At 69.1% G+C, this 18,858-nt stretch carries 21 protein-coding genes; 10 read left to right on the plus strand and 11 right to left on the minus strand.

The annotated features are described in order from the left end of the window. Window positions 1-37 precede the first annotated feature (37 nt). Both hpf and secA read left to right on the plus strand, forming a co-directional pair. A complete protein-coding gene (gene hpf / locus AJAP_RS05060; protein WP_007028981.1) occupies window positions 38-727 on the plus strand; it encodes a ribosome hibernation-promoting factor, HPF/YfiA family in 690 nt (229 codons plus the stop codon). Between the two features lie 235 nt (window positions 728-962). Further along, window positions 963-3,794, plus strand: coding sequence for a preprotein translocase subunit SecA (secA, locus tag AJAP_RS05065; RefSeq protein WP_038508620.1), 2,832 nt, complete (start codon window positions 963-965; stop codon window positions 3,792-3,794). A 65-nt stretch (window positions 3,795-3,859) separates the two neighbouring features. Here secA and AJAP_RS05070 read toward each other — a convergent pair whose 3' ends face one another. Beyond that, window positions 3,860-4,363: an Rv3235 family protein gene (locus AJAP_RS05070; RefSeq protein ID WP_038508623.1), complete on the minus strand. Its 504-nt coding sequence runs from the start codon at window positions 4,361-4,363 to the stop codon at window positions 3,860-3,862. A gap of 112 nt (window positions 4,364-4,475) precedes the next feature. On the opposite strand from AJAP_RS05070, the gene AJAP_RS05075 reads away from it, so the two are divergent. Beyond that, on the plus strand, window positions 4,476-4,880 hold the full coding sequence (locus AJAP_RS05075) for an HAD-IA family hydrolase (RefSeq protein WP_038508626.1): 405 nt from the start codon (window positions 4,476-4,478) through the stop codon (window positions 4,878-4,880). Here the strand turns inward: AJAP_RS05075 and AJAP_RS05080 are convergent. Then, window positions 4,855-5,640, minus strand: coding sequence for a TrmH family RNA methyltransferase (locus AJAP_RS05080; protein WP_038508629.1), 786 nt, complete (start codon window positions 5,638-5,640; stop codon window positions 4,855-4,857). The two genes, AJAP_RS05075 and AJAP_RS05080, sit on opposite strands and share 26 nt — an antisense overlap. 34 nt (window positions 5,641-5,674) lie before the next feature. Between AJAP_RS05080 and AJAP_RS05085 the strand changes: the two genes are divergently transcribed. Both AJAP_RS05085 and AJAP_RS05090 read left to right on the plus strand, forming a co-directional pair. Continuing rightward, a complete protein-coding gene (locus AJAP_RS05085) occupies window positions 5,675-7,081 on the plus strand; it encodes a WS/DGAT/MGAT family O-acyltransferase (protein ID WP_038508632.1) in 1,407 nt (468 codons plus the stop codon). Beyond that, entirely contained in the window at window positions 7,078-7,569 is a 492-nt protein-coding gene (locus AJAP_RS05090) for a DUF6912 family protein (RefSeq protein WP_125733624.1), read from the plus strand. Before AJAP_RS05085 ends, AJAP_RS05090 begins: the two co-directional genes overlap by 4 nt. Before the next feature lie 71 nt (window positions 7,570-7,640). Here the strand turns inward: AJAP_RS05090 and AJAP_RS05095 are convergent, their stop codons facing one another. The 6 genes from AJAP_RS05095 to rsgA all read right to left on the minus strand — a co-directional run bounded on the left by AJAP_RS05095 (window position 7,641) and on the right by rsgA (window position 13,126). Continuing rightward, window positions 7,641-8,525 (minus strand): NAD-dependent epimerase/dehydratase family protein, encoded by an 885-nt coding sequence (locus tag AJAP_RS05095; protein WP_038508635.1) that lies wholly within the window; start codon window positions 8,523-8,525, stop codon window positions 7,641-7,643. Window positions 8,526-8,586: 61 nt separating this feature from the next. Continuing rightward, window positions 8,587-9,381: a hypothetical protein gene (locus tag AJAP_RS05100; protein ID WP_038508637.1), complete on the minus strand. Its 795-nt coding sequence runs from the start codon at window positions 9,379-9,381 to the stop codon at window positions 8,587-8,589. 72 nt (window positions 9,382-9,453) lie between these two features. Next, window positions 9,454-10,134, minus strand: a complete 681-nt coding sequence (locus tag AJAP_RS05105) for a hypothetical protein (protein WP_038508640.1) — start codon at window positions 10,132-10,134, stop codon at window positions 9,454-9,456. 142 nt (window positions 10,135-10,276) lie between these two features. Continuing rightward, complete coding sequence (locus tag AJAP_RS05110; RefSeq protein ID WP_038508643.1) at window positions 10,277-11,152, minus strand: hypothetical protein; 876 nt, start codon at window positions 11,150-11,152, stop codon at window positions 10,277-10,279. Beyond that, window positions 11,153-12,055, minus strand: a complete 903-nt coding sequence (locus AJAP_RS05115; RefSeq protein WP_051972345.1) for a type 2 periplasmic-binding domain-containing protein — start codon at window positions 12,053-12,055, stop codon at window positions 11,153-11,155. Window positions 12,056-12,115: 60 nt separating this feature from the next. Further along, the gene (gene rsgA, locus AJAP_RS05120) at window positions 12,116-13,126 is read right to left on the minus strand and encodes a ribosome small subunit-dependent GTPase A (protein WP_038508649.1); all 1,011 of its coding nucleotides are present in this window, start codon (window positions 13,124-13,126) and stop codon (window positions 12,116-12,118) included. 101 nt (window positions 13,127-13,227) lie between these two features. On the opposite strand from rsgA, the gene AJAP_RS05125 reads away from it, so the two are divergent. After that, window positions 13,228-13,986: an SOS response-associated peptidase gene (locus AJAP_RS05125; protein WP_038508650.1), complete on the plus strand. Its 759-nt coding sequence runs from the start codon at window positions 13,228-13,230 to the stop codon at window positions 13,984-13,986. Then, on the plus strand, window positions 13,983-14,591 hold the full coding sequence (locus AJAP_RS05130; protein WP_038508654.1) for an alpha/beta hydrolase family protein: 609 nt from the start codon (window positions 13,983-13,985) through the stop codon (window positions 14,589-14,591). Before AJAP_RS05125 ends, AJAP_RS05130 begins: the two co-directional genes overlap by 4 nt. Here AJAP_RS05130 and AJAP_RS05135 read toward each other — a convergent pair. Further along, entirely contained in the window at window positions 14,541-15,104 is a 564-nt protein-coding gene (locus AJAP_RS05135; protein WP_038522409.1) for a hypothetical protein, read from the minus strand. The two genes, AJAP_RS05130 and AJAP_RS05135, sit on opposite strands and share 51 nt — an antisense overlap. Window positions 15,105-15,289: 185 nt before the next feature. Beyond that, the gene (gene ybaK / locus AJAP_RS05140; RefSeq protein WP_038508656.1) at window positions 15,290-15,766 is read right to left on the minus strand and encodes a Cys-tRNA(Pro) deacylase; all 477 of its coding nucleotides are present in this window, start codon (window positions 15,764-15,766) and stop codon (window positions 15,290-15,292) included. Window positions 15,767-15,956: 190 nt separating this feature from the next. Here ybaK and AJAP_RS05145 point away from each other — a divergent pair, with 190 nt between their 5' ends. Together AJAP_RS05145 and rsrA are read left to right on the plus strand one after the other, a co-directional pair. Continuing rightward, window positions 15,957-16,595, plus strand: coding sequence for a sigma-70 family RNA polymerase sigma factor (locus AJAP_RS05145; RefSeq protein ID WP_026466946.1), 639 nt, complete (start codon window positions 15,957-15,959; stop codon window positions 16,593-16,595). Continuing rightward, window positions 16,592-16,915 carry a mycothiol system anti-sigma-R factor gene (gene rsrA / locus AJAP_RS05150; RefSeq protein WP_037341057.1) on the plus strand — a complete coding sequence of 108 codons (324 nt, stop codon included), beginning with the start codon at window positions 16,592-16,594 and terminating at the stop codon, window positions 16,913-16,915. The genes AJAP_RS05145 and rsrA overlap by 4 nt, the downstream gene beginning before the upstream one ends. Window positions 16,916-16,984: 69 nt before the next feature. On the opposite strand, the gene AJAP_RS45305 is transcribed toward rsrA, so the two are convergent. Then, the gene (locus AJAP_RS45305; protein WP_369299112.1) at window positions 16,985-17,059 is read right to left on the minus strand and encodes a 50S ribosomal protein bL37; all 75 of its coding nucleotides are present in this window, start codon (window positions 17,057-17,059) and stop codon (window positions 16,985-16,987) included. Between the two features lie 106 nt (window positions 17,060-17,165). Between AJAP_RS45305 and AJAP_RS05155 the strand changes: the two genes are divergently transcribed. Continuing rightward, complete coding sequence (locus AJAP_RS05155) at window positions 17,166-18,689, plus strand: sensor histidine kinase (protein WP_038508658.1); 1,524 nt, start codon at window positions 17,166-17,168, stop codon at window positions 18,687-18,689. The last annotated feature ends 169 nt before the right edge of the window (window positions 18,690-18,858 follow it).

An 18,858-nucleotide genomic window follows, 5' to 3' on the forward strand; every position in this document is an offset into this window, starting at 1 on the left:
CTACAGCTCGCAGTCATTTCAGCGAGGGAGGTCGTGTATGGACATCGTCGTTAAGGGCCGCAACGTGGAGGTGCCCGACCACTATCGGGCACTCGTCAGCGAAAAGCTGGCCCGGCTAGAGCGCTACGACAAGAAGGTCATCCGTTACGACGTGGAGCTCTTCCACGAGCCCAATCGCAGGCAGTCGAAGAACTGCCAGCGCGTCGAAATCACCGGTAAGGGCCGTGGCCCCGCCGTACGCGCCGAAGCGTGTGCCGGCGACTTCTACGCAGCGCTGGATTCCGCACTGAACAAGCTCGAAAACAGGTTGCGGAAGACACACGACCGCCGGCGCGTGCACTACGGCCGCAGCCGCCCGGAATCCGTCGCCGAGGCGACTTCGATGGCGGCCGCCGGTGGAATGACCACCGACACCCGACATCTGGCGGGTACCGCTGTGCTCGAAGCGCCGGAGGCCGAACCCATGGCCAACGGTTTCGCTGTCGAGAGCGGTGACTTCGAGATGCCCCAGCAGCAGCGCTGGGATGACGGGGTGACCGAACACCAGCCCGGTCGCGTCGTCCGCGAGAAGAAGCATGACGCGGAGCCCATGACGGTCGACCAAGCTCTCTACGAGATGGAACTGGTCGGTCACGACTTCTACCTGTTCAACGACTCCGACGCCGGGTGCCCGAGCGTCGTCTACCGGAGGCGAGGCTTCGACTACGGCGTCATCCGGCTCAGCTAGCCGGCCACTACTGCCCTGACGGCGGCCCGCACGCGTCCCGTGCGGGCCGCCGTCATGTCCGGATCAGGCAGGACCCGCCCCCGTCTCGTCAGGTACCGACAGACGGTGCGTGCGCGAACACCGAGGTGTTCCCTACGATGGGGGCGGACGGTGGTGCGTTACCAGGCACCGCCGCGGACGAGATTGCCCGGGACCGGCTCGGGTGCGATCACAATCAGCTAGTGAGGTCGACCGGATGGTGCTGAACCGCCTGCTCCGCGCGGGCGAGGGCAAAATGGTGAAGCGGCTGCGACACATCGCCGATCACATCAACACCCTCGAAGACGACGTCAAGGAACTTTCGGACACCGCGCTGCGGGCCAAGACCGAGGAGTTCCGTAAACGGCACGCGGACGGCGAGTCACTCGACGACCTCCTGCCGGAGGCGTTCGCGGTGGCGAGGGAAGCGGCTTGGCGCGTGCTCGGCCAGCGTCCCTACGACGTCCAGCTGATGGGCGGCGCAGCGCTGCACCTCGGCCAGGTCTCGGAGATGAAGACCGGTGAGGGCAAGACCCTGACCCAGGTCCTCCCCGCGTACCTGAACGCCGTGTCCGGCAAGGGCGTGCACGTCATCACGGTGAACGACTACCTCGCCAAACGTGACGCCGAGTGGATGGGCCGCATCCACCGCTTCCTCGGCCTGGAGGTCGGGGTCATCCTGGCCGACCAGACGCCCGAGGTCCGCCGCCAGCAGTACGCCGCCGACATCACGCACGGCACGAACAACGAGTTCGGCTTCGACTACCTCCGCGACAACATGGCGTGGAGCCTCGAGGACTGCGTGCAGCGCGGCCACAACTTCGCGATCGTCGACGAGGTGGACTCCATCCTCATCGACGAGGCCCGGACGCCGCTGATCATCTCCGGCCCGGCCGACCAGTCCTCGCGCTGGTACGTCGAGTTCGCCCGGATGACCCCGCTGATGAAGGCGGACATCCACTACGAGGTGGACATCCGCAAACGCACCGTCGGTGTCACCGAAAAGGGTGTCGCCTTCGTCGAGGACCAGCTCGGCATCGACAACCTCTACGAAGCCGCGAACACGCCGCTGGTCGGCTACCTGAACAACGCGCTGAAGGTCAAGGAGCTCTACAAGCGCGACAAGGACTACATCGTCCGCGACGGCGAGGTCCTCATCGTCGACGAGTTCACCGGCCGCATCCTGCACGGCCGCCGCTACAACGAGGGCATGCACCAGGCGATCGAGGCCAAGGAAGGCGTCGAGATCAAGGCCGAGAACCAGACGCTCGCCACGATCACGCTGCAGAACTACTTCCGGCTCTACGACAAGCTGTCGGGGATGACCGGTACCGCCGAGACCGAGGCGGCCGAGTTCCACCAGACCTACAAGCTGGGTGTGGTGCCGATCCCGACGAACAAGCCGATGGTCCGCGCCGACCAGGCCGACCTGATCTACAAGACCGAGCAGGCCAAGTTCGAGGCCGTCGCCGAGGACATCGCCGAGCGGCACGAGAAGGGCCAGCCGGTGCTGGTCGGCACCACGAGTGTCGAGAAGTCCGAGCACCTGTCGAAGCTGCTGCTCAAGCTGGGTGTCCCGCACGAGGTCCTCAACGCCAAGCACCACGACCGGGAGGCGCTGATCGTCGCCCGCGCCGGGCGCAAGGGCGCGGTCACGGTCGCCACCAACATGGCGGGCCGCGGTACCGACATCGTGCTCGGCGGCAACCCGGACATCATCGCCGACGAGGTGCTGCGCGACCGCGGCCTCGACCCGGTGGAGCACTCCGAGGAGTACGAGGCCGCCTGGCCGAAGGTGCTCGAAGAGGTCCAGGCCGACACGAAGGCCGAGGCCGAGGAGGTCCGCGAGGCCGGCGGGCTCTACGTGCTCGGCACCGAGCGGCACGAGTCGCGCCGGATCGACAACCAGCTCCGCGGTCGTTCCGGCCGTCAGGGCGACCCGGGCGAGTCCCGGTTCTACCTGTCGCTCGGTGACGAGCTCATGCGCCGCTTCAACGCGACGATGGTCGAGCGGGTCATGACCACCATGCGGCTGCCGGACGACGTGCCGATCGAGCACAAGATGGTCTCCAAGGCGATCAAGAGCGCTCAGACGCAGGTCGAGCAGCAGAACATGGAGATCCGCAAGAACGTCCTCAAGTACGACGAGGTCATGAACGAGCAGCGCAAGGTGATCTACGCCGAGCGTCTGCGCGTCCTCGAAGGCGAGGATCTGCGCGAGCAGATCGAGCACATGCTGGTCGACGTCATCAACGCGTACGTCACCGAGGAGACCTCCTCGGGCTACGCGGAGGACTGGGACCACGAGAAGCTGTGGACGGCGCTGAAGCAGCTGTACCCGGTCAAGGTCACCTGGGAAGAGCTCACCGAGGACGACGACCTCGACGCCGACAGGCTGCGTGAGGCGCTGCTCGAAGACGCCCATCGCGCGTACGACGAGCGCGAGGCCGAGATCGACGGCAAGGTCGGCGAAGGCGCGATGCGGAGCCTGGAGCGTCAGGTGATGCTCACCGTGCTCGACCGCAAGTGGCGTGAGCACCTCTACGAGATGGACTATCTCAAGGAGGGCATCGGCATGCGTGCCCTGGCGCAGCGCGACCCGGTCATCGAGTACCAGCGCGAGGGCTACGACATGTTCCGCGCGATGCTGGAGTCGCTGAAGGAGGAGGCCGTCGGCTTCCTGTTCAACCTCCAGGTCGAGCAGGCCGAGCCCACCACCCCGGCGCCCGAGTCCGCGTCCGCGCTGCCCGCCGGTGTCGGCTCCGGGAACGGCCAGGCCGCGAACGGCGACGGCAGGCACGCCCGCCCGACGCCTCCGCAGGGTCCGGCGACCGACACCGAATCCGTGCCTTCCGCCTTGCGGGGCAAGGGACTCGGCGGTGGTTCGCAGACCGGGCTGACCATGTCGGGCCCGTCCGAAGACGGCGGCGTCGAGTCGCATTCGGACAGTGCCGGCAGCGCCGGTGGCGACCAGAGCGGAACCCGCCGGGAGCGCCGCGCCGCGCAGCGCGCCTCCCAGAAGAAGGGCAAGAAGGGCCCGCGCCGCTAACGGCCCCAAGCGTGTGAAGGCCTCCTTCCCTCGGCTCAGCAGAGGGACGGAGGCCTTCACGCGCATCAGGCCGCGAGCGCGGAGACCCGTCGCGGAGGCTTCAGCAGATGGAAGCGGGTGCACACCCAGCCCGACGGCGTCCGTTCGAAGCGGGCGGCCAAGGCGAGGCAGCGTCCGTTCTGTTCGACGGTCGCGCAGGCTTCGACGACGCCGTCCGCTGGGTGACCCAGGTGCACCGACTTCGGCCGGTAGCCGCCCGCTGGACGACGAAGGCCGCTTTCGAGCAGTGCGTGGTGGAGCGCCGGGTCGAGGATCGGCCGCACCTGGACCGCCGGACGGCGGCCGTCACACGCTTCGAGGATGGTGGTCAGCAGCCTGCCGATCTGCCTGCCGTCCGGGGTGTCCGGTGACGGCAGCGGTTCCTCCACGACGCTTTCCCCGGCCAGCGGCAGATCCAGCACGAGCTGGTTGTCCGGCGATGCCGCCCGGTGCACCAGGCCGTCCGGCCGGTCGGCGACCCGGTACGGCGGTTCGTACGGTTCGAGCCGTCTCAGTACGTACGACTTCATCGAGCAGTCCCCCTCCGCGGCCCCCTCGGCCACGCCCAGCAACTAAGGGGCAGGCGGCGGGCGAAGCCGCGACAAGGACCGCCCGAGAGGATGAACCGGGCGGTGATCGCTTGTGTACGGTGAGCGCGTGCTGAAAGGGCTGGTCGTCGACTACGCCGGCGTGCTCACGGACGTGGGCGCGGACGAGCTGTACGCCTTCCTGCGCTCGGTCAGGGAGCGCGGCATCAAAACGGCCTTGCTCTCGAACGCCCCCGGCGCGTCGGACGAGGCCAAGCGGTCACTCGGTCCGTTCTTCGACGCGCTCGTCTTCTCCGGCGAGGTCGGCGTGGCCAAACCCGAACGCGAGGTCTACCTGCTCACCGCGGGTCTGCTCGACCTGCCCGCCGACCGGTGCGTGTTCGTCGACGACGCCGCGCACAACGTCCGCGCGGCGATCGCGGCCGGGATGGCGGGAGTGCACCACACGTCGGTCGAGGAGACGCTGACCGAGCTCAGCGCGTTGTTCCCGAAGCCTTAGTGGCCGCCCGGCGCACCAGCTCGAACGACAGCACCGCGGCGGCGGCCGAGACGTTCAGCGACTCGACTTCGCCGGGCATCGGGATCGACACCCACTCCGTCACCAGTTCGCCGACCTCGGCGCCGACGCCGTTCGTCTCCCCGCCCAGTACGAACGCCGCGCGCTGCGGCAGTTCGACGTCGAACACCGAGCTGCGTGCCGAAGCGCCCAGCGCGTAGATCCCGTAGCCGGCTTCGGTGAGCATCTCGGCCGCCTCGCGCGCGCTGCCGCACCGCAGCACCGGCGCGCGGAACGCGACCCCGGCCGAAGCCTTGACCACCATCGGGTCGAGGGCGGCGACCCCGCGCCGCGGCACCACGACCCCCTCCAGTCCGGCGGCGGTCGCCGTGCGCAGGATCATCCCGACGTTCGCCGGGGTGGTGATGCCGTCGAGCAGCAGCACCCGCGACGGCGGCCTGCCGTCGGACAGCGCCGCGTGCAACGAACGCATACGCGGGGCGACGACGTCGGCCAGCACGCCCTGGTCCTGCTTGCCGTTGCCCGCCAGCACCTTGACGCGATGCGCGCTCGCCCGCTGCACCGGCACCCCGGCGGCTTTCGCGGCACGCTGGATCTCGGCGGCGTTCGGCCCGCGCACGGTGTCGGCGAGGATCACCTTGTCCACCTCGAGCGCCGCGTCGTCCAATGCCTCGAGCACCGGTTTGCGGCCGTACACCGTCAGGAACCGGTCCTTCGGCGAGATCACCGACTCATCACCCACACCGGCGAGTGTCCCACTATGTAAGGATCGGCCCATGCCCGACCGCCTCTCCGCGCTGGACGCCTCGTTCCTGTACGTGGAAGACCACTCGACCCCGATGCACGTCGGCGGCGTGGCGATCTTCGAGCGACCGCGCGAGGGCTTCACCCACGAGCGGCTGCTCGACCTGATCGGGCAGCGCCTGGCGTTCCTGCCGCGCTACCGGCAGCGAGTGCTGGAGGTGCCCGGTCACCTCGCCCGGCCGGTGTGGGTCGACGACGTCGACTTCGACCTGAACTACCACGTCCGGCGGTCCGCGCTGCCCCAGCCGGGCTCCGACGGCCAGCTGTTCGACCTCGTGGCGCGGCTGATGTCGCGGCGGCTCGACCCGGGAAGGCCGCTCTGGGAGGCGTACTTCGTCGAGGGGCTCGCGGGCGACCGCGTCGCGCTGGTGACCAAGACGCATCAGTCGGTCGTGGACGGGATCGGCACCATCGAGATCGGGCAGCTGATCCTCGACGCCACGCCGCAGGAGCCGGAACCGTTCGACGACACCTGGCATCCGCGCCGGGAACCGAGCCGCACGCAGCTGATCCTCGACGCGGTCGCCGAGACCGTGCAGCGGCCGACGGAGCTGGTGGAGAACGTCCGCTCCATCGCCCACGACGCCACCGCGATGGCGGGCAAGGTCACCGAAACGGTCGGCGACGTCGCTTCTGCGCTGAAGACCATGGTGAATCCGGCGCCGTCCGGGCCGCTCAACGTCCGCACCTCCGGCGGCCGCATGTTCGCCGGGGTCCGCACGCGGCTGGAGGATCTCCGTAAGGTCCGCGCCGCGCACGGCGGCACGGTCAACGACGTCGTGGTCGCGGTGATCACCGGCGCGCTACGGGAATGGCTGCTCTCCCGCGGCTCGAACCTGACCGCGACGACCACCGTGCGCGCGCTGGTGCCGATGGCCGTCCGCGACGCCGAGACGGCCGAGTACTCGACGCCGGCGCTGGTCGGCAACCAGGTCGACGCCTACCTGGTCGATCTCCCGGTCGGGGAGCCGAACGCGGTCCTGCGGCTGCAGCACATCGGTCACGCGATGGCGGATCACCTCGACTCTGGCCGTTCGGTCGCCGCGCGCGGGCTGCTGACGGTCGGCGGTTTCGCCCCGCCGACGCTGCATTCGCTCGGCGCGCGGGTGGCCGGATCGATGTCGGGACGTATTTTCAACGTGCTGATCACGAACTCGCCGGGCCCGCAGGTGCCGCTCTACGCGGGACAGGCGAAGATGGTGGAGATGTTCCCGGTCATGCCGCTGGTGCGCAATCAGGCGCTGGCGATCGGGGTCACCTCGTATCACGGCGGTGTCTACTTCGGACTGAACGGCGATCGCAAGGCCGTGTCCGATGTGGACCTGCTCGCCGGGATGATCGAGGAATCGTTGGAAGAGCTGAAGGGTGCGCACTGGTGAGGGTCTATCTACCCGGGACGATCGCGATGCTCCGTGAGCTCGAAACCGCCGGAGAACTCCGGGCGCGCAGCGGCACGGGATTCGCGCTGACCCCGGCGCTGCGGGAGTCCTACGCCAGCGGATCCGACGAAGAACTCGAGTATGCCGCGCTGCTCGACGCCGCCAGGGCGTCGCTCCGGCTGATCGCGGCCGAGGAGAAGCCAGAGCCGCGGCGGGTGGTGATCTCGGCCGACATCGACGAGGTCACGCTGCGCCCGGATCTCGACGCCGCCGTCGTCCGGCTGGCCGGGCCGGTGAAGATCGCCGACGTCGCCGCGATTCACGTCGACGCGGCCGAAGCCGCCGAGTCCGTCCAGGCCGCCGCCGCGGTGATCGACCAGGCCGACCTCGGCGATCCGGACGCCGAGTTCACCCTCGGCGACGCCGAAGACCACGAACTCGCCTGGTACGCGCCCCAAGAGCTCCCTTTCCTGCTGGAACTCCTCTAGCCCCTCTCGCGTTTCGTCCTCTGAATGCGGTCCTTGCACGCGCAACGACCGCATTCAGAGGACGAAACGCGTCAGAACCAGGACGGGCCGGGCACCGGGCGTTCGGGGCGCCAGCCGGTCGCCTCGGTGAGCCGGGTCGAGACGACGCGCTGCGAGCGCGCCAGCACCGACATCAGGCCGAGCCGGTTCGCCAGCCATTTCGGCAGCGCGCGCGGCCGCCGGACCCCGGCCGCGGCGGCCATCGCCTCGCCGAGTTCCTGTTTCCGCATCGGATCCGCGGCCAGGTTGTAGACGCCGCTCGGCGCCCGCAACGCCGCGATCGCGCCCGCCGCCGCGTCGTCCGGATGGATCGCCGCGGTCCAGTCGGTCCGGCGGCCGAAGATCAGCGGCGAGCCCCGTCGCGCGGCCGCCAGCATCGTCCTGGTCATCGGGTCGTCGCCGACCAGCAGCCCGATCCGCAGCCGGATCGCGGTGCGTCCCTCGTCCGCCAGCTCCGCGATGTTCGCGTGCGCCACCGTCGAAGACGCGATGTTGCCGCGCAGCGCGAGCGGCGCGTCCTCGTCCAGTTCCTCGTCGCCGCCGTCGGCGTAGACGAACGAAATCCCTTCCTGCACCACGATTCCCAGCTCGCCGACCCGTCGCACGGCCGCCGCCAGGGTCCGGCTGCCGGTGATCCGCACGCGGTCGTTCTCGGCCCAGCCGGACAGCTTCATCGCCCGGCGCGCGTCCGGGATCCGGGTCGCGACGTTCACCACCGCGTCGTGCCCCCGCAGCGCGCCCGCCAGCGAATCGACGTCGAACAGCGAACCCCGCACCGGTTCCGCGCCGGTCGCGCGCACCGCGGCGACCCTGTCCACGTCGCGGGCAAGGCCGCTCACCTCGTGGCCTTCCGTCAGCAGACGCCGCACCAGCGGACGCCCCAGCATCCCGGTCGCCCCGATCACCATCACGCGCATGTTCGCTCCTCGAATCCGGCCTTCACGAACCCGACGAGACGGGGGAGCGGAACGTGACGGATCAGCCCGCCGGGATCTCCCCGATCTCCTCCGGCGGAGGCGCTTGGATGTCGGCCTGCGTTCCCCATTCGCTGTAGCGCGTGACGATCTTGGCGGTCGCGCTGTCCGGGGCGCCCGAAGCGGCGAGGACGGGGGCGAGGTCGAGCACGATCTGCAGCGGCAAGCGCGCGTCGTCGAGCCAGACCTCCATGGGGAGCTTCCCGACCTTGCCCCGCAGTTCGGCGACGGCCTCGGCCGACAAACCGGCGGGCAGGTCACCGCCCAGCGCGGCCAGGTCGACGTCCAGCCGATAGCGCTCGGCGGACATCCCGTCGAGTTCGCCGTGCTCGGATCCGGTGACCGTGCCCGCCTTCCGCACCTGGTCGAGCGCGCGGGCGGGGTCGTTCTGCTTCGCCAGCTGGTCGATGCTGCCCCCGGCGACCTGCGAGAACGGGTCGGCGCCATCGGGGGAGACCTTGACCCACGGTTTCCCGCCGGGCACCTCCTCACGGGCGGTCTCGGGGACCTTGGCGAAGACGATCTTGTCGACCAACCGGAGTTCGATCGGCTCGCCGAGGAAGTCCGTGGTCATGGCCAGCGCGGTACCCGTCCCCGCGACCTTGGCCTGCCCCTGGCTCTTCGACCGCATCGTCCCCGCCGTGACATCGGTGGTGAACTTCGCGGCCTTGCCGTTCATGGCGGACGAGGCCCCGTCGGCGAGCGCGCGGGCGTCGGCGAACGAGACGGAGTCGCCGTCACAGGCGGCGAGCAGCACACCGAGTACGAGCACGACGGTGGACAGGGCCGTTCTCCGCATGAGGACCTGCTTTCGATCGCGGGCACCCAAGCGAAACACAGCCGCGGGCCACGCCCCGATCGGGGGAACGGCTCAGCGGCTGTCGCCGACCGCCTCGGGCGGCGGCGCGATGATCACCACGTCCGAAGCCCAGCTGTCGTATTTGACCGTCGCCTTGCCCATGCTGACCTGCACCGGGCGCTGCTCGGCGTCCAGCCACACCTCGGCGGGCGCGCCACCGAGGTCGAGGACGTACCGCGTGGCGGCCGTGCCGTTCACGTCGGCCTGTTCGGATTTGGTGACCTTGCCCGACTTCGAGATCCGCTCGATCGTCCGGGTCGGATCCATCGTCTCGACGACGTTCGTCATCAGCGCGCCGTTGGCGGTGGAGAGCGAGTCCTTGCCGTCGGCGGTGATCTTGACCCATTCCTTGTCGGTCTTGAGCTCCTGGACCTGCGTGTCCGACAGGTGGTAGTAGAGGACGCCGTCGGCGAAGATCAGGTCCCGTTTCTCGCCCGCGACCTCGGCGACCATGGAGAACTTGCTGTTCGGCCCCTCGTAGAGCCCGGAACTGGTGACCACGACCTTGCGGCCGTCCTCCGCGGTGGTTTCGAGCGAGATCTTGGACGAACGGGCCTTCTGCGTGCCCGCGGCGGCGACCGTGGCCAGTTGCGCAGCGTCGTTCACCGGTCGCGCCGCCGGTTTCTCTTCGCCGGAACAGCCGCCCACGAGCAGGAGAGCGCTACAGACGACGGCGAATCCGGTGGCACGCATGGGACTCCCTCGGGTGAATGGTCTGTACCACCACCGTAGTGCCTGTCGCGTGAATTTCCACCGTCCGATGGTTCGGAAGCGCGTGAAGGCCTCCTTCCCTCGGCTCAGCCGAGAGAAGGAGGCCTTCACGCGCGGGCAGGGGTTAGTTGCCCGCCTTCTTCAGCAATTCGGTGTAGTCGGCCACCTCGGCGGCCGGCGGTGCGGTGACGTTCACCGGCGTGCCCCAGTCGCTGTAGGTGTAGGTCGACTTGACCTCGCCGGCTTCAGATGCTCCGGCCGACTTCATGACCGAGGTCAGATCCATGGTCAGTTTTAGCGGGAGCTGCTCGGCGTTGAACCACAATTCGGCCGGAACCCGCAGATCTTTGTCCCCGAGTCGCTTCTCGATCTCGGCCCGCTGGTCGGCGGGGACATCGCCGCCGAGGAACAGTTCGATCTGCTTCTTGACGTCGTACTCGACGAAGTAGTGGTTCACCGGGACGCCGTCCAGCTGGGTCTGCTCGGACCGGATGATCCGCCCGGCCTTCTCGATCAACTCCAGCTGTTTCGCCGGGTCGCCCATCTCGAACGACCGCAGCAAGGCCTTCCCCATGGCCTTCGCCCGGGGATCCGCGCTGTTCAGCTCGATCTTCCCCCAGGCCTTGTCCGTCTTGAGTTCGGCCTGTTCCGACGGGGGCAGCTTGAGGTACAGCGTCTGGTCGACCAGACGCAGGACGCCTGCTTCGCCCGCGATGGTCATGTTCGCCTCGATCTTCGAGGCCGGACCGTCGTAGTACGCCAGCAGAGTGCCCGTGACCTTGGCGTCTTTGGTGATGGCGTCGATGGTCGTCTTGGACGACTTCGTCTTCCGCGTCCCCTGCTTCGCGGCCTCGACGAGGCCGAACGCGTCGGTGAACGGGTTGGCCAGCGCGAGCTCGCCGCCCTTGTTCTCGGCCGTCGCGCCAGGGCGGGTGCCGCAGCCCGTGACCACGAGGGTCAGGGCCGCGGCCACCGCGATCAGCCTGTGGGTGGCGCGCATCTACCGGCCGCCGGCCTTCTTCATGATCTCGGCCAGGTCGCCGACCTGGTCGGCGGGCGGGGCGGTGACCTCCACCGGGGTGCCCCAGTCGGAGTACTTGACCGTGGTCTTGGCGACGCCGTCACCGGCGACGCCCATGGCCTTCATGAACGCCGTCTGGTCCGACACGACCTGCACCGGCAGCTGGTCGGCGTTGAGCCACAGCTCGGTCGGGATGGTGACGTTCTTGCCCTTCAGCTTCGCGTCGAGCTGCTTTTGGACCTCCGCCGGGAACGGCACGCCCACTTCGCCCGCGATGAGGGCGATGGCCTTCTCGACCTCGATTTCGACGACGTAGTGGTTGGTGAGCTCACCGTTCAGCTCGACCTGGTCCGACTTCGTGATCTTGCCGGCCTTCGAGACCTGCTCGAGGGTGCGCGACGGGTCACTGTCCTTGATGGCCTTCGACATCACCTTGCCGAGCATCTGCGAGATGGGGTCCTGGCCGTCGGCGGAGATCTTCACGTACGACTTGTCCGTCTGCATCTCGGCCTTGTCGGACGCGTCGAGCTTGAAGTACAGCGCGCTGTCGACGAAGAGGATCTCCAGCTTCTTGCCGTCGCTGTCCATGGACATCGAGAACTTGGTGTTCTCTCCGTCGTACATGCCCTGTCCGGTCGCCGTCTGCTTCTGGCTGCCGGCGACGCTCTCCATCGTCACCTTGGACGACTTGGCCTTCTTGGTGCTCTCGCGGGTCAGCGCCGCGAGCTGGATCGGGTCGCCGAGCGGCGACGAAAGCAGGCTCTTCCCCTCGGAAGGAGCAGGAGCGGGAGCAGCCGCGCCGGGCTGCGTCTCGCCACCGCAAGCGGACAGCGCCAGGACGGCGGCCGTGGTGATGGCGGCGAGCATGGTTACGCGCTTCAAGTGGGACCCCTCAGAAAGTTGATCTAATCCGAACGGGGTATCGCGCAAGATCGGATTTAGTTACCGATCGTCGTCATGCCCGGCTCGGGAACCCAGAAGGCGGCGCAAAGACTCCAGTCGTTCGTGACTGGCGTCACCATCCGTGACCACGTCGTCGAGCGCGCAGTCCGGGTCCGAAGGCGGTCCGAGATGACCGCAGCCGGACGGACATTCTTCGGCGGCCGCGGCGAATTCCTCGAACGCGAGCACGATGTCGTCGGCGGTCACATGCGCCAGCCCGAACGAGCGGACGCCGGGGGTGTCGACCACCCAGCCGCCGCCGGGCAGGGGGAGCGCGACGGCCGCGACGGACGTGTGCCTGCCCTTGCCGACCGCGCTGACCACGCCGGTCGCCAGACCGGCGTCGGGAACCAGGCGATTGACCAAAGTGGACTTCCCGACCCCGGAATGCCCGACCAGCGCGGTGAGCCTGCCCTTGAGCCGCCCGGTCAGTTCTTCCGGATGCTCGTCGTGCCGGGTGACCACGGCCGGGATGTCGAGGCCCGCGTAGCCGGCGAGGAGTTCGTCCGGGCTCGCGAGGTCGGCCTTCGTCAGGCAGAGGACCGGTTCGAGACCGCCCGCGTAACAGGCGACGAGACACCGGTCGATGAATCCGGTGCGCGGCGGGGGATCGGCCAGCGCGGTCACGATCAGCAGCTGCTCGGCGTTGGCGACCACCACCCGTTCGAAGGGGTCGGTGTCGTCCGCGGTCCGGCGCAGCACACTGGAGCGCTCGTCCACCCGGATGATGCGGGCGAGGGTGTCCGGTTTCCCGCTCACGTCGCCGACGATGCCGACGGTGTCGCCGACGACGACCGGGACCCGGCCCAGCTCACGGGCCCGCATCGCGGTGACGACGCGGTCGGGATCGGAGTCGATCGCGCAGGTCCAGCGGCCGCGGTCCTTGCCGATGACCATCGCCGTGGAGGCGTCCGCGTGCTCGGGACGGCGTTTGCTGCGCGGCCTGGTGCCCTTGCCGGGACGGATCCGCACGTCGGATTCGTCCAGCCTGCGCCAGTCCTTGCCCGCCAAACCGCCTCCTGCTCTTCGAACACCGCGGAACAATGATCCCATGCTGCTCGCCATCGTCTGGCCGGCGTGTAACGATGGCTGTCGATTAGGGAGGTTTTCGCATGTGCGGGCGTTATGCCGCCACCAAGGACCCGGCGGCGCTGATCGACGAGTTCGCCGCGGTGGACCTGACCGAAGGCCGGATCCGGACCGATCACAACGTGGCGCCGACCAAGGACGTGCCCACCGTCGTGCAACGGCATCCGCGTGACGCCGACGGCGCGGTGCTCGAAGACGAACCCGCCGTCCGGTCGCTGCGGATGATGCGCTGGGGCCTGGTCCCGTTCTGGGCGAAGGACCCCGGTGTCGGCTCGAAGATGATCAACACGCGCGCCGAGACGGCGAAGGAGAAGCCGTCCTTCAAGAAGGCGGTTTCGGCGAGGCGCTGCCTGGTCCCCGCCGACGGCTGGTACGAGTGGCGGCGTGACGGCAAGGAGAAGCAGCCCTTCTTCATGACCGGACCGGGTGACGGCTCGCTCGCGTTCGCCGGGATCTGGGAGACCTGGCGGCCGAAGGACGACAAGGACGCCGATCCGCTGATCACCTTCTCCGTGATCACCACGGACTCGGTCGGCAGGCTCACCGACATCCACCACCGCATGCCGCTGCTGATGCCGCGCGAGAAGTGGGACACCTGGCTCGATCCGGACCGGCCCGACGTCACCGACCTGCTCGTCCCGCCCCCGGTGGACCTGGTCGACACGATCGAGCTGCGGCCGGTGTCCAGCCTGGTCAACAACGTCCGCAACAACGGCCCGCAGCTGCTGGACCGCGTCGAACCCGCCGCCGACAGCGCGCTCTTCGAGCTGCCGAACCCATGACGAAACTCGAGATCGACACCGCCTACGGCCCCGCGCGGGCCGAGCTGCACTGTGCCGAAGAAGGGGTCGCGGTCCTGATGCTCGGCCACGGCGCGGGCGGCGGGATCGGGGCGAAGGACCTGGTCGCGGTCACCCGCGCGGCGCAGGCCGCCGGTGTCCACGTCGCGCTCGTCGAGCAGCCGTACCGCGTGGCGGGCCGCCGGGCGCCCGCTCCCGCCACTCAGCTCGACACCGCCTGGCTCACCGTGGCCGACGAGATCTCCGAGCGCTTCGACGACCTCCCGATCGTGTTCGGCGGCCGGTCGTCCGGCGCCCGCGTCGCCTGCCGGACCGCCGCGGCGGGGCAGGCGGTGGCGGTGCTCTGCCTGGCCTTCCCCGAGCATCCGCCGGGAAAGCCGGAGAAGAGCCGGCAGGGTGAATTGGACGCCGTCGAGGTCCCGACCCTGGTGGTGCAGGGTGAACGGGACCCGTTCGGCCTGCCCAAGGCCGGGCCACATCACGAGATCGTGGTGCTCCAGGGAGATCACAACCTCAGCGCCGACCTCGAAGGAGTGTCACGCGCGGCCGCCGAGTGGCTGGAGCGTGTGCTGCGGCCGCTGACCTGAGAACCGTCGCCGGGCGTAGTGCACGGTGACCACGGCCAGCAGCGGGCCCCAGAGCAGGAGCGGCGCGTAACAGGCGGCCATGACGATGTCGTAGACCGGCGAGTCCTCCCGGGTCCCCGGCGGCACCGAAGATCCGGCCTGCGTCCAGCGGAACAGCCATTGGACGCTCAGCCCGATCAGGACGATCGCCCCCGCGGCGGCCGGGAGGATCGCCGCGAGCGGCGGGATCCGGCGGCCGCGCAGCCCCGGGATCCAGCGCGGCCAGACCTCACCCCACGGCCGGACCAGCCCGAGGGTGAGGAACGCGAGCGCTTCGGAGAGCAGGCTCAGGCCGAAGACGTAGGCCGTGCCCCAGCCGGGGATCCCGAACTCGGCCAGTCCCCGCGCGGTGAACCCGACCGGGAGGCCGAGGCCCATCGCGATCCGCCACAGCCCGGACGGCACCGTCACCAGCGCCGCCGCGTGGGCGGCGAGGTTCGCCCATCTCGGTACGCCGGGCAAGGTCTCGGTCATTTCGTCGCTCCCGGGAGTCGTCGTTCGTTCGCCGACGACGATTCCCTGGCGCGGCCGCGCGATCTTCCCGCTGGGGACCGACCGCACTCCCTCTCACGGGTGAGCCCTACCCCCGCGTTTCGTCCTCTGGATGCGGTCCTTGCACGCGCAACTACCGCATTCAGAGGACGAAACGCGGGGAGTGGTCAGCCGGCGATCGGGGCCACCACGGCGCCGGTGAGCCGCGCCAGATCGCCGGGCGCGAGTTCGACCTCCAGCCCGCGCCGTCCCGCCGAGCAGTGCACGGTCTCGAACTTCTCCGCCGACGAGTCGATCACCACCGGCAGCCTGCTCCGGTGCCCGAGCGGCGAGATCCCGCCGAGCACGTACCCCGTCGCGCGCTGCGCGGCGGCGGGGTCGGCCATCTTCGCCTTCTTCCCGCCCGCGGCGGCCGCCAGCGCCTTCAGATCCAGCTGGCCGGTGACCGGGACCACGCCGACGGTCAGTTTCCCGTCGACCTCGGCGACCAGTGTCTTGAACACGCGCGCGGGGTCGAGCCCCAGCGCTTCGACGGCTTCGAGGCCGTACGACTCGGCCCGCGGGTCGTGGTCGTAGGCGTGCAGAACATGCGCCACTTTCTGCTTCACCAGCAGCGCCGTCGCCGGGGTTCCCTTGCCTGCCATGGGCGGAGTCTACGAGCGGCCCGGGAATGCCCGGCCGGGCGTCACTGTTGAAAGGCACGTGTCCACCACACTCGAAGCCCCCCGAATCCTGATCCCGCGCACGCCGGGCGGCCAGGTGATCCGTCCGCGCGTAAACTCGGCGACGTCTCATGCGCACAAGCGCATCGACGCCGATCGGGAAGGGAACGGTTTGCCGAGCACGCAGAATCCCGCGCCGGACACGGGCACGGACGCCGAAGAGGCGGCCGCGCGGGCCGAGCGCTTCGAGCGGGACGCGATGCCCCTGCTCGACCAGTTGTACTCGGCCGCCATGCGGATGACCCGGAATCCCGCCGACGCCGAGGACCTCGTCCAGGAGACGTACCTGAAGGCGTACGCGGCCTTCGCGTCTTTCAAGGCGGGTACGAACCTCAAGGCGTGGATGTACCGCATCCTCACGAACACCTACATCAACGGCTATCGCAAGCGTCAGCGCCAGCCGGTGCAGCAGCCCACCGAGGAGATCACCGACTGGCAGATCGCCAAGGCGGAGAGCCACACCTCCAGCGGGTTGCGCTCGGCCGAGGTCGAGGCGATGGACAACCTGCCCGACGCCGACGTCAAGGAAGCGCTGCAGAAGCTGCCCGAGGAGTTCCGCCTCGCGGTCTACCTCGCCGATGTCGAAGGTTTCGCGTACAAGGAGATCGCCGAGATCATGGACACGCCCATCGGCACCGTGATGTCCCGGCTGCACCGCGGCCGCGCCCAGCTCCGTGACCTGCTCGCCGACGTCGCGCGCGAGCGCGGCTTCATCCGCGCGGGCAAACAGCAGGAGGTGGCGGGGCGATGAGCGAGGACTACTGCGCCGGAGCGGACGACAAGGTCAGGTGCGAGGAGGCCCTCGCCGACATCTACCTGCTCCTGGACAAGGAGTGCAGCGCCGAGCGCGACGCCGCCCTGCGCAAGCACATCGAGGACTGCCCGCCGTGCCTCGAGGAATACGGCATCGACGAGCACATCAAGCAGTTGCTCGCCCGCAAGTGCGGTGGCGACCACGCGCCGGACGACCTGAAGTCCCGGCTGCGGGCTTCCATCCGCCAGACCGTGCAGACCAAGGGCTCGATCACCATCGAGCGCACCGAGGTCAAGATCGAGCAGACGTTCGAGTAACCACGGCCCAGGACACACGAAGGCCCCCGTACCGGATCGGTGCGGGGGCCTTCGTCGTCTGATCGATGATCAGGAGTTGGGCTTCTTGCCGTGGTTCGCGCCGTTCTTCTTACGGTCGCGACGCTTGCGGGCGCGCTTCGACATGTTTCACTCCTCGTCCGAGTGGCCCGCGCGGGGTGATACGACACCGCTGGGCCAGGGTCAACCTCTCCAGTGTGTCATGCGGCCCTCACCCTGCTTGGATGGGGACGTGTCCACCCTTTCCGATCTCCTCGCGGAGAACACCGGCCTGTCCGGTCAAGCCGCGGACCATCTCCAGACCGTGGTCGCCGAATGGCAGCTGCTGGCCGACCTGTCCTTCGCCGACTTCCTGCTCTGGGTCGCCGTGTCGGAGGAGCTACAGCCCGATGGCGGCGACTTCGTCTGCGTCGCGCACGCGCGCCCGACGACGGCGCCGACCGCCCATCCGGAGGACGTCGTCGGCTCCCGGTTCACCGAGGACGAGCATCCGCAGCTGGCCAAGGCGAGCCGCGAGGTGCGGATCTGCCGCGAAGAGGACCCGCATTGGTACCGCGACCTGCCGATGCGGCGCGAGGCCATCCCGGTGGTGTTCGGCGGCTCGGTGATCGCCGTCCTGTCCCGGGAGACCAACCTGGCCGCCTCGCGGGTGCCGAGCCCGCTCGAGATCGCCTATCTCGGCAGCGCGGGCGACCTGTGCCAGATGATCGTCGACGGCACCTTCCCCAGCCCGGGTAACCAGACGGACACCCACACCAGCCCGCGGGTCGGCGACGGCCTCATCCGCCTCGACCCGACCGGCACCGTGGTCTTCGCCAGCCCGAACGGGTTGTCGGCCTACCACCGGATGGGGCACGAATCGGATCTCGTCGGCCAGCGCCTCGCGCCGCTGACCAGGTCGCTCATCCGTGACCCGTTCGACGCGACCGAGGTGTCGCATCGGATCATCGAGGCGCTCGACGGCAAGCCCAGCAGCCGGACGGAGGCGGATTCCCGGCGCGGCGCCGTCGTGCTCTTCCGTGCGCTGCCGCTGCGGCCCGCCGGGCAGCCCGCGGGCGCGCTGGTGCTGGTGCGCGACGTCACCGAAGTGAAGCGCCGTGACCGCGCCCTCCTTTCGAAGGACGCGACGATCCGCGAGATCCACCACCGGGTGAAGAACAACCTGCAGACCGTCGCCGCGCTGCTGCGGCTCCAGTCACGACGGACCTCCAGCGAGGAGGCGCGGCTCGCGCTCGGCGAATCCGTGCGCCGGGTCTCGTCGATCGCGATGGTGCACGAGGCGTTGTCCATCTCGGTGGACGAACGGGTCGATCTCGACAAGCTGCTCGACAACGTCCTCCCGATGGTCGGCGAGGTCGCGACGGCCGAATCGCAGGTCGGGCTTTCGCGCACGGGCTCGTTCGGCGTCGTCGTCGCCGAGATCGCGACGCCGTTGGTGATGGTGCTGGCCGAGCTGGTCCAGAACGCCATCGAGCACGCCTTCCCCGACGGACGGCCGGGCAAGGTCGAGCTCGTGGTGGAACGCTCGGCGCGCTGGCTCGACGTCGTCATCCGCGACAACGGGCGCGGGCTGCCTTCGGGGTTCTCGCTGGAACGCAGCGACGGCCTCGGGCTCCAGATCGTGCGGACCCTGGTTGAGTCGGAACTGCGCGGATCGCTGTCGATCCGGGGATTGCGCGGGGATTCCGAAGAGACGGCCGGTCGCAGGCTGGGCACCGAAGCCGCCTTGCGCATCCCGCTGTCGCGACGTCTGTAGTGGACTGTCGCGTTTGATCGTCCTCAATGGACAGTCCCATCCGGACACGTTTTAGGGCCGGCGCCCGAAGAGAAGTGGCGCCGGCCCTGTAACGGTTCCGCGGGAGGACTTGTGAAAAGTCCGCTGAAGCCACACCCCCTCGGGGGCGTGTCGGCCTCGCTTGTTAAGC

Source organism: Amycolatopsis japonica, from assembly GCF_000732925.1.
GTDB lineage: Bacteria > Actinomycetota > Actinomycetes > Mycobacteriales > Pseudonocardiaceae > Amycolatopsis > Amycolatopsis japonica.

What these genes read in the sequence shown, in the direction of transcription:
- hpf (WP_007028981.1), top strand. Translation starts at nt 38, where the DNA reads ATGGACATCGTCGTTAAGGGCCGCAACGTGGAGGTGCCCGACCACTAT.
- secA (WP_038508620.1), top strand. Translation starts at nt 963, where the DNA reads ATGGTGCTGAACCGCCTGCTCCGCGCGGGCGAGGGCAAAATGGTGAAG.
- AJAP_RS05070 (WP_038508623.1), bottom strand. Translation starts at nt 4,363, where the DNA reads ATGAAGTCGTACGTACTGAGACGGCTCGAACCGTACGAACCGCCGTAC.
- AJAP_RS05085 (WP_038508632.1), top strand. Translation starts at nt 5,675, where the DNA reads ATGCCCGACCGCCTCTCCGCGCTGGACGCCTCGTTCCTGTACGTGGAA.
- AJAP_RS05095 (WP_038508635.1), bottom strand. Translation starts at nt 8,525, where the DNA reads ATGCGCGTGATGGTGATCGGGGCGACCGGGATGCTGGGGCGTCCGCTG.
- AJAP_RS05100 (WP_038508637.1), bottom strand. Translation starts at nt 9,381, where the DNA reads ATGCGGAGAACGGCCCTGTCCACCGTCGTGCTCGTACTCGGTGTGCTG.
- AJAP_RS05105 (WP_038508640.1), bottom strand. Translation starts at nt 10,134, where the DNA reads ATGCGTGCCACCGGATTCGCCGTCGTCTGTAGCGCTCTCCTGCTCGTG.
- AJAP_RS05110 (WP_038508643.1), bottom strand. Translation starts at nt 11,152, where the DNA reads ATGCGCGCCACCCACAGGCTGATCGCGGTGGCCGCGGCCCTGACCCTC.
- AJAP_RS05125 (WP_038508650.1), top strand. Translation starts at nt 13,228, where the DNA reads ATGTGCGGGCGTTATGCCGCCACCAAGGACCCGGCGGCGCTGATCGAC.
- AJAP_RS05130 (WP_038508654.1), top strand. Translation starts at nt 13,983, where the DNA reads ATGACGAAACTCGAGATCGACACCGCCTACGGCCCCGCGCGGGCCGAG.
- AJAP_RS05135 (WP_038522409.1), bottom strand. Translation starts at nt 15,104, where the DNA reads ATGACCGAGACCTTGCCCGGCGTACCGAGATGGGCGAACCTCGCCGCC.
- ybaK (WP_038508656.1), bottom strand. Translation starts at nt 15,766, where the DNA reads ATGGCAGGCAAGGGAACCCCGGCGACGGCGCTGCTGGTGAAGCAGAAA.
- rsrA (WP_037341057.1), top strand. Translation starts at nt 16,592, where the DNA reads ATGAGCGAGGACTACTGCGCCGGAGCGGACGACAAGGTCAGGTGCGAG.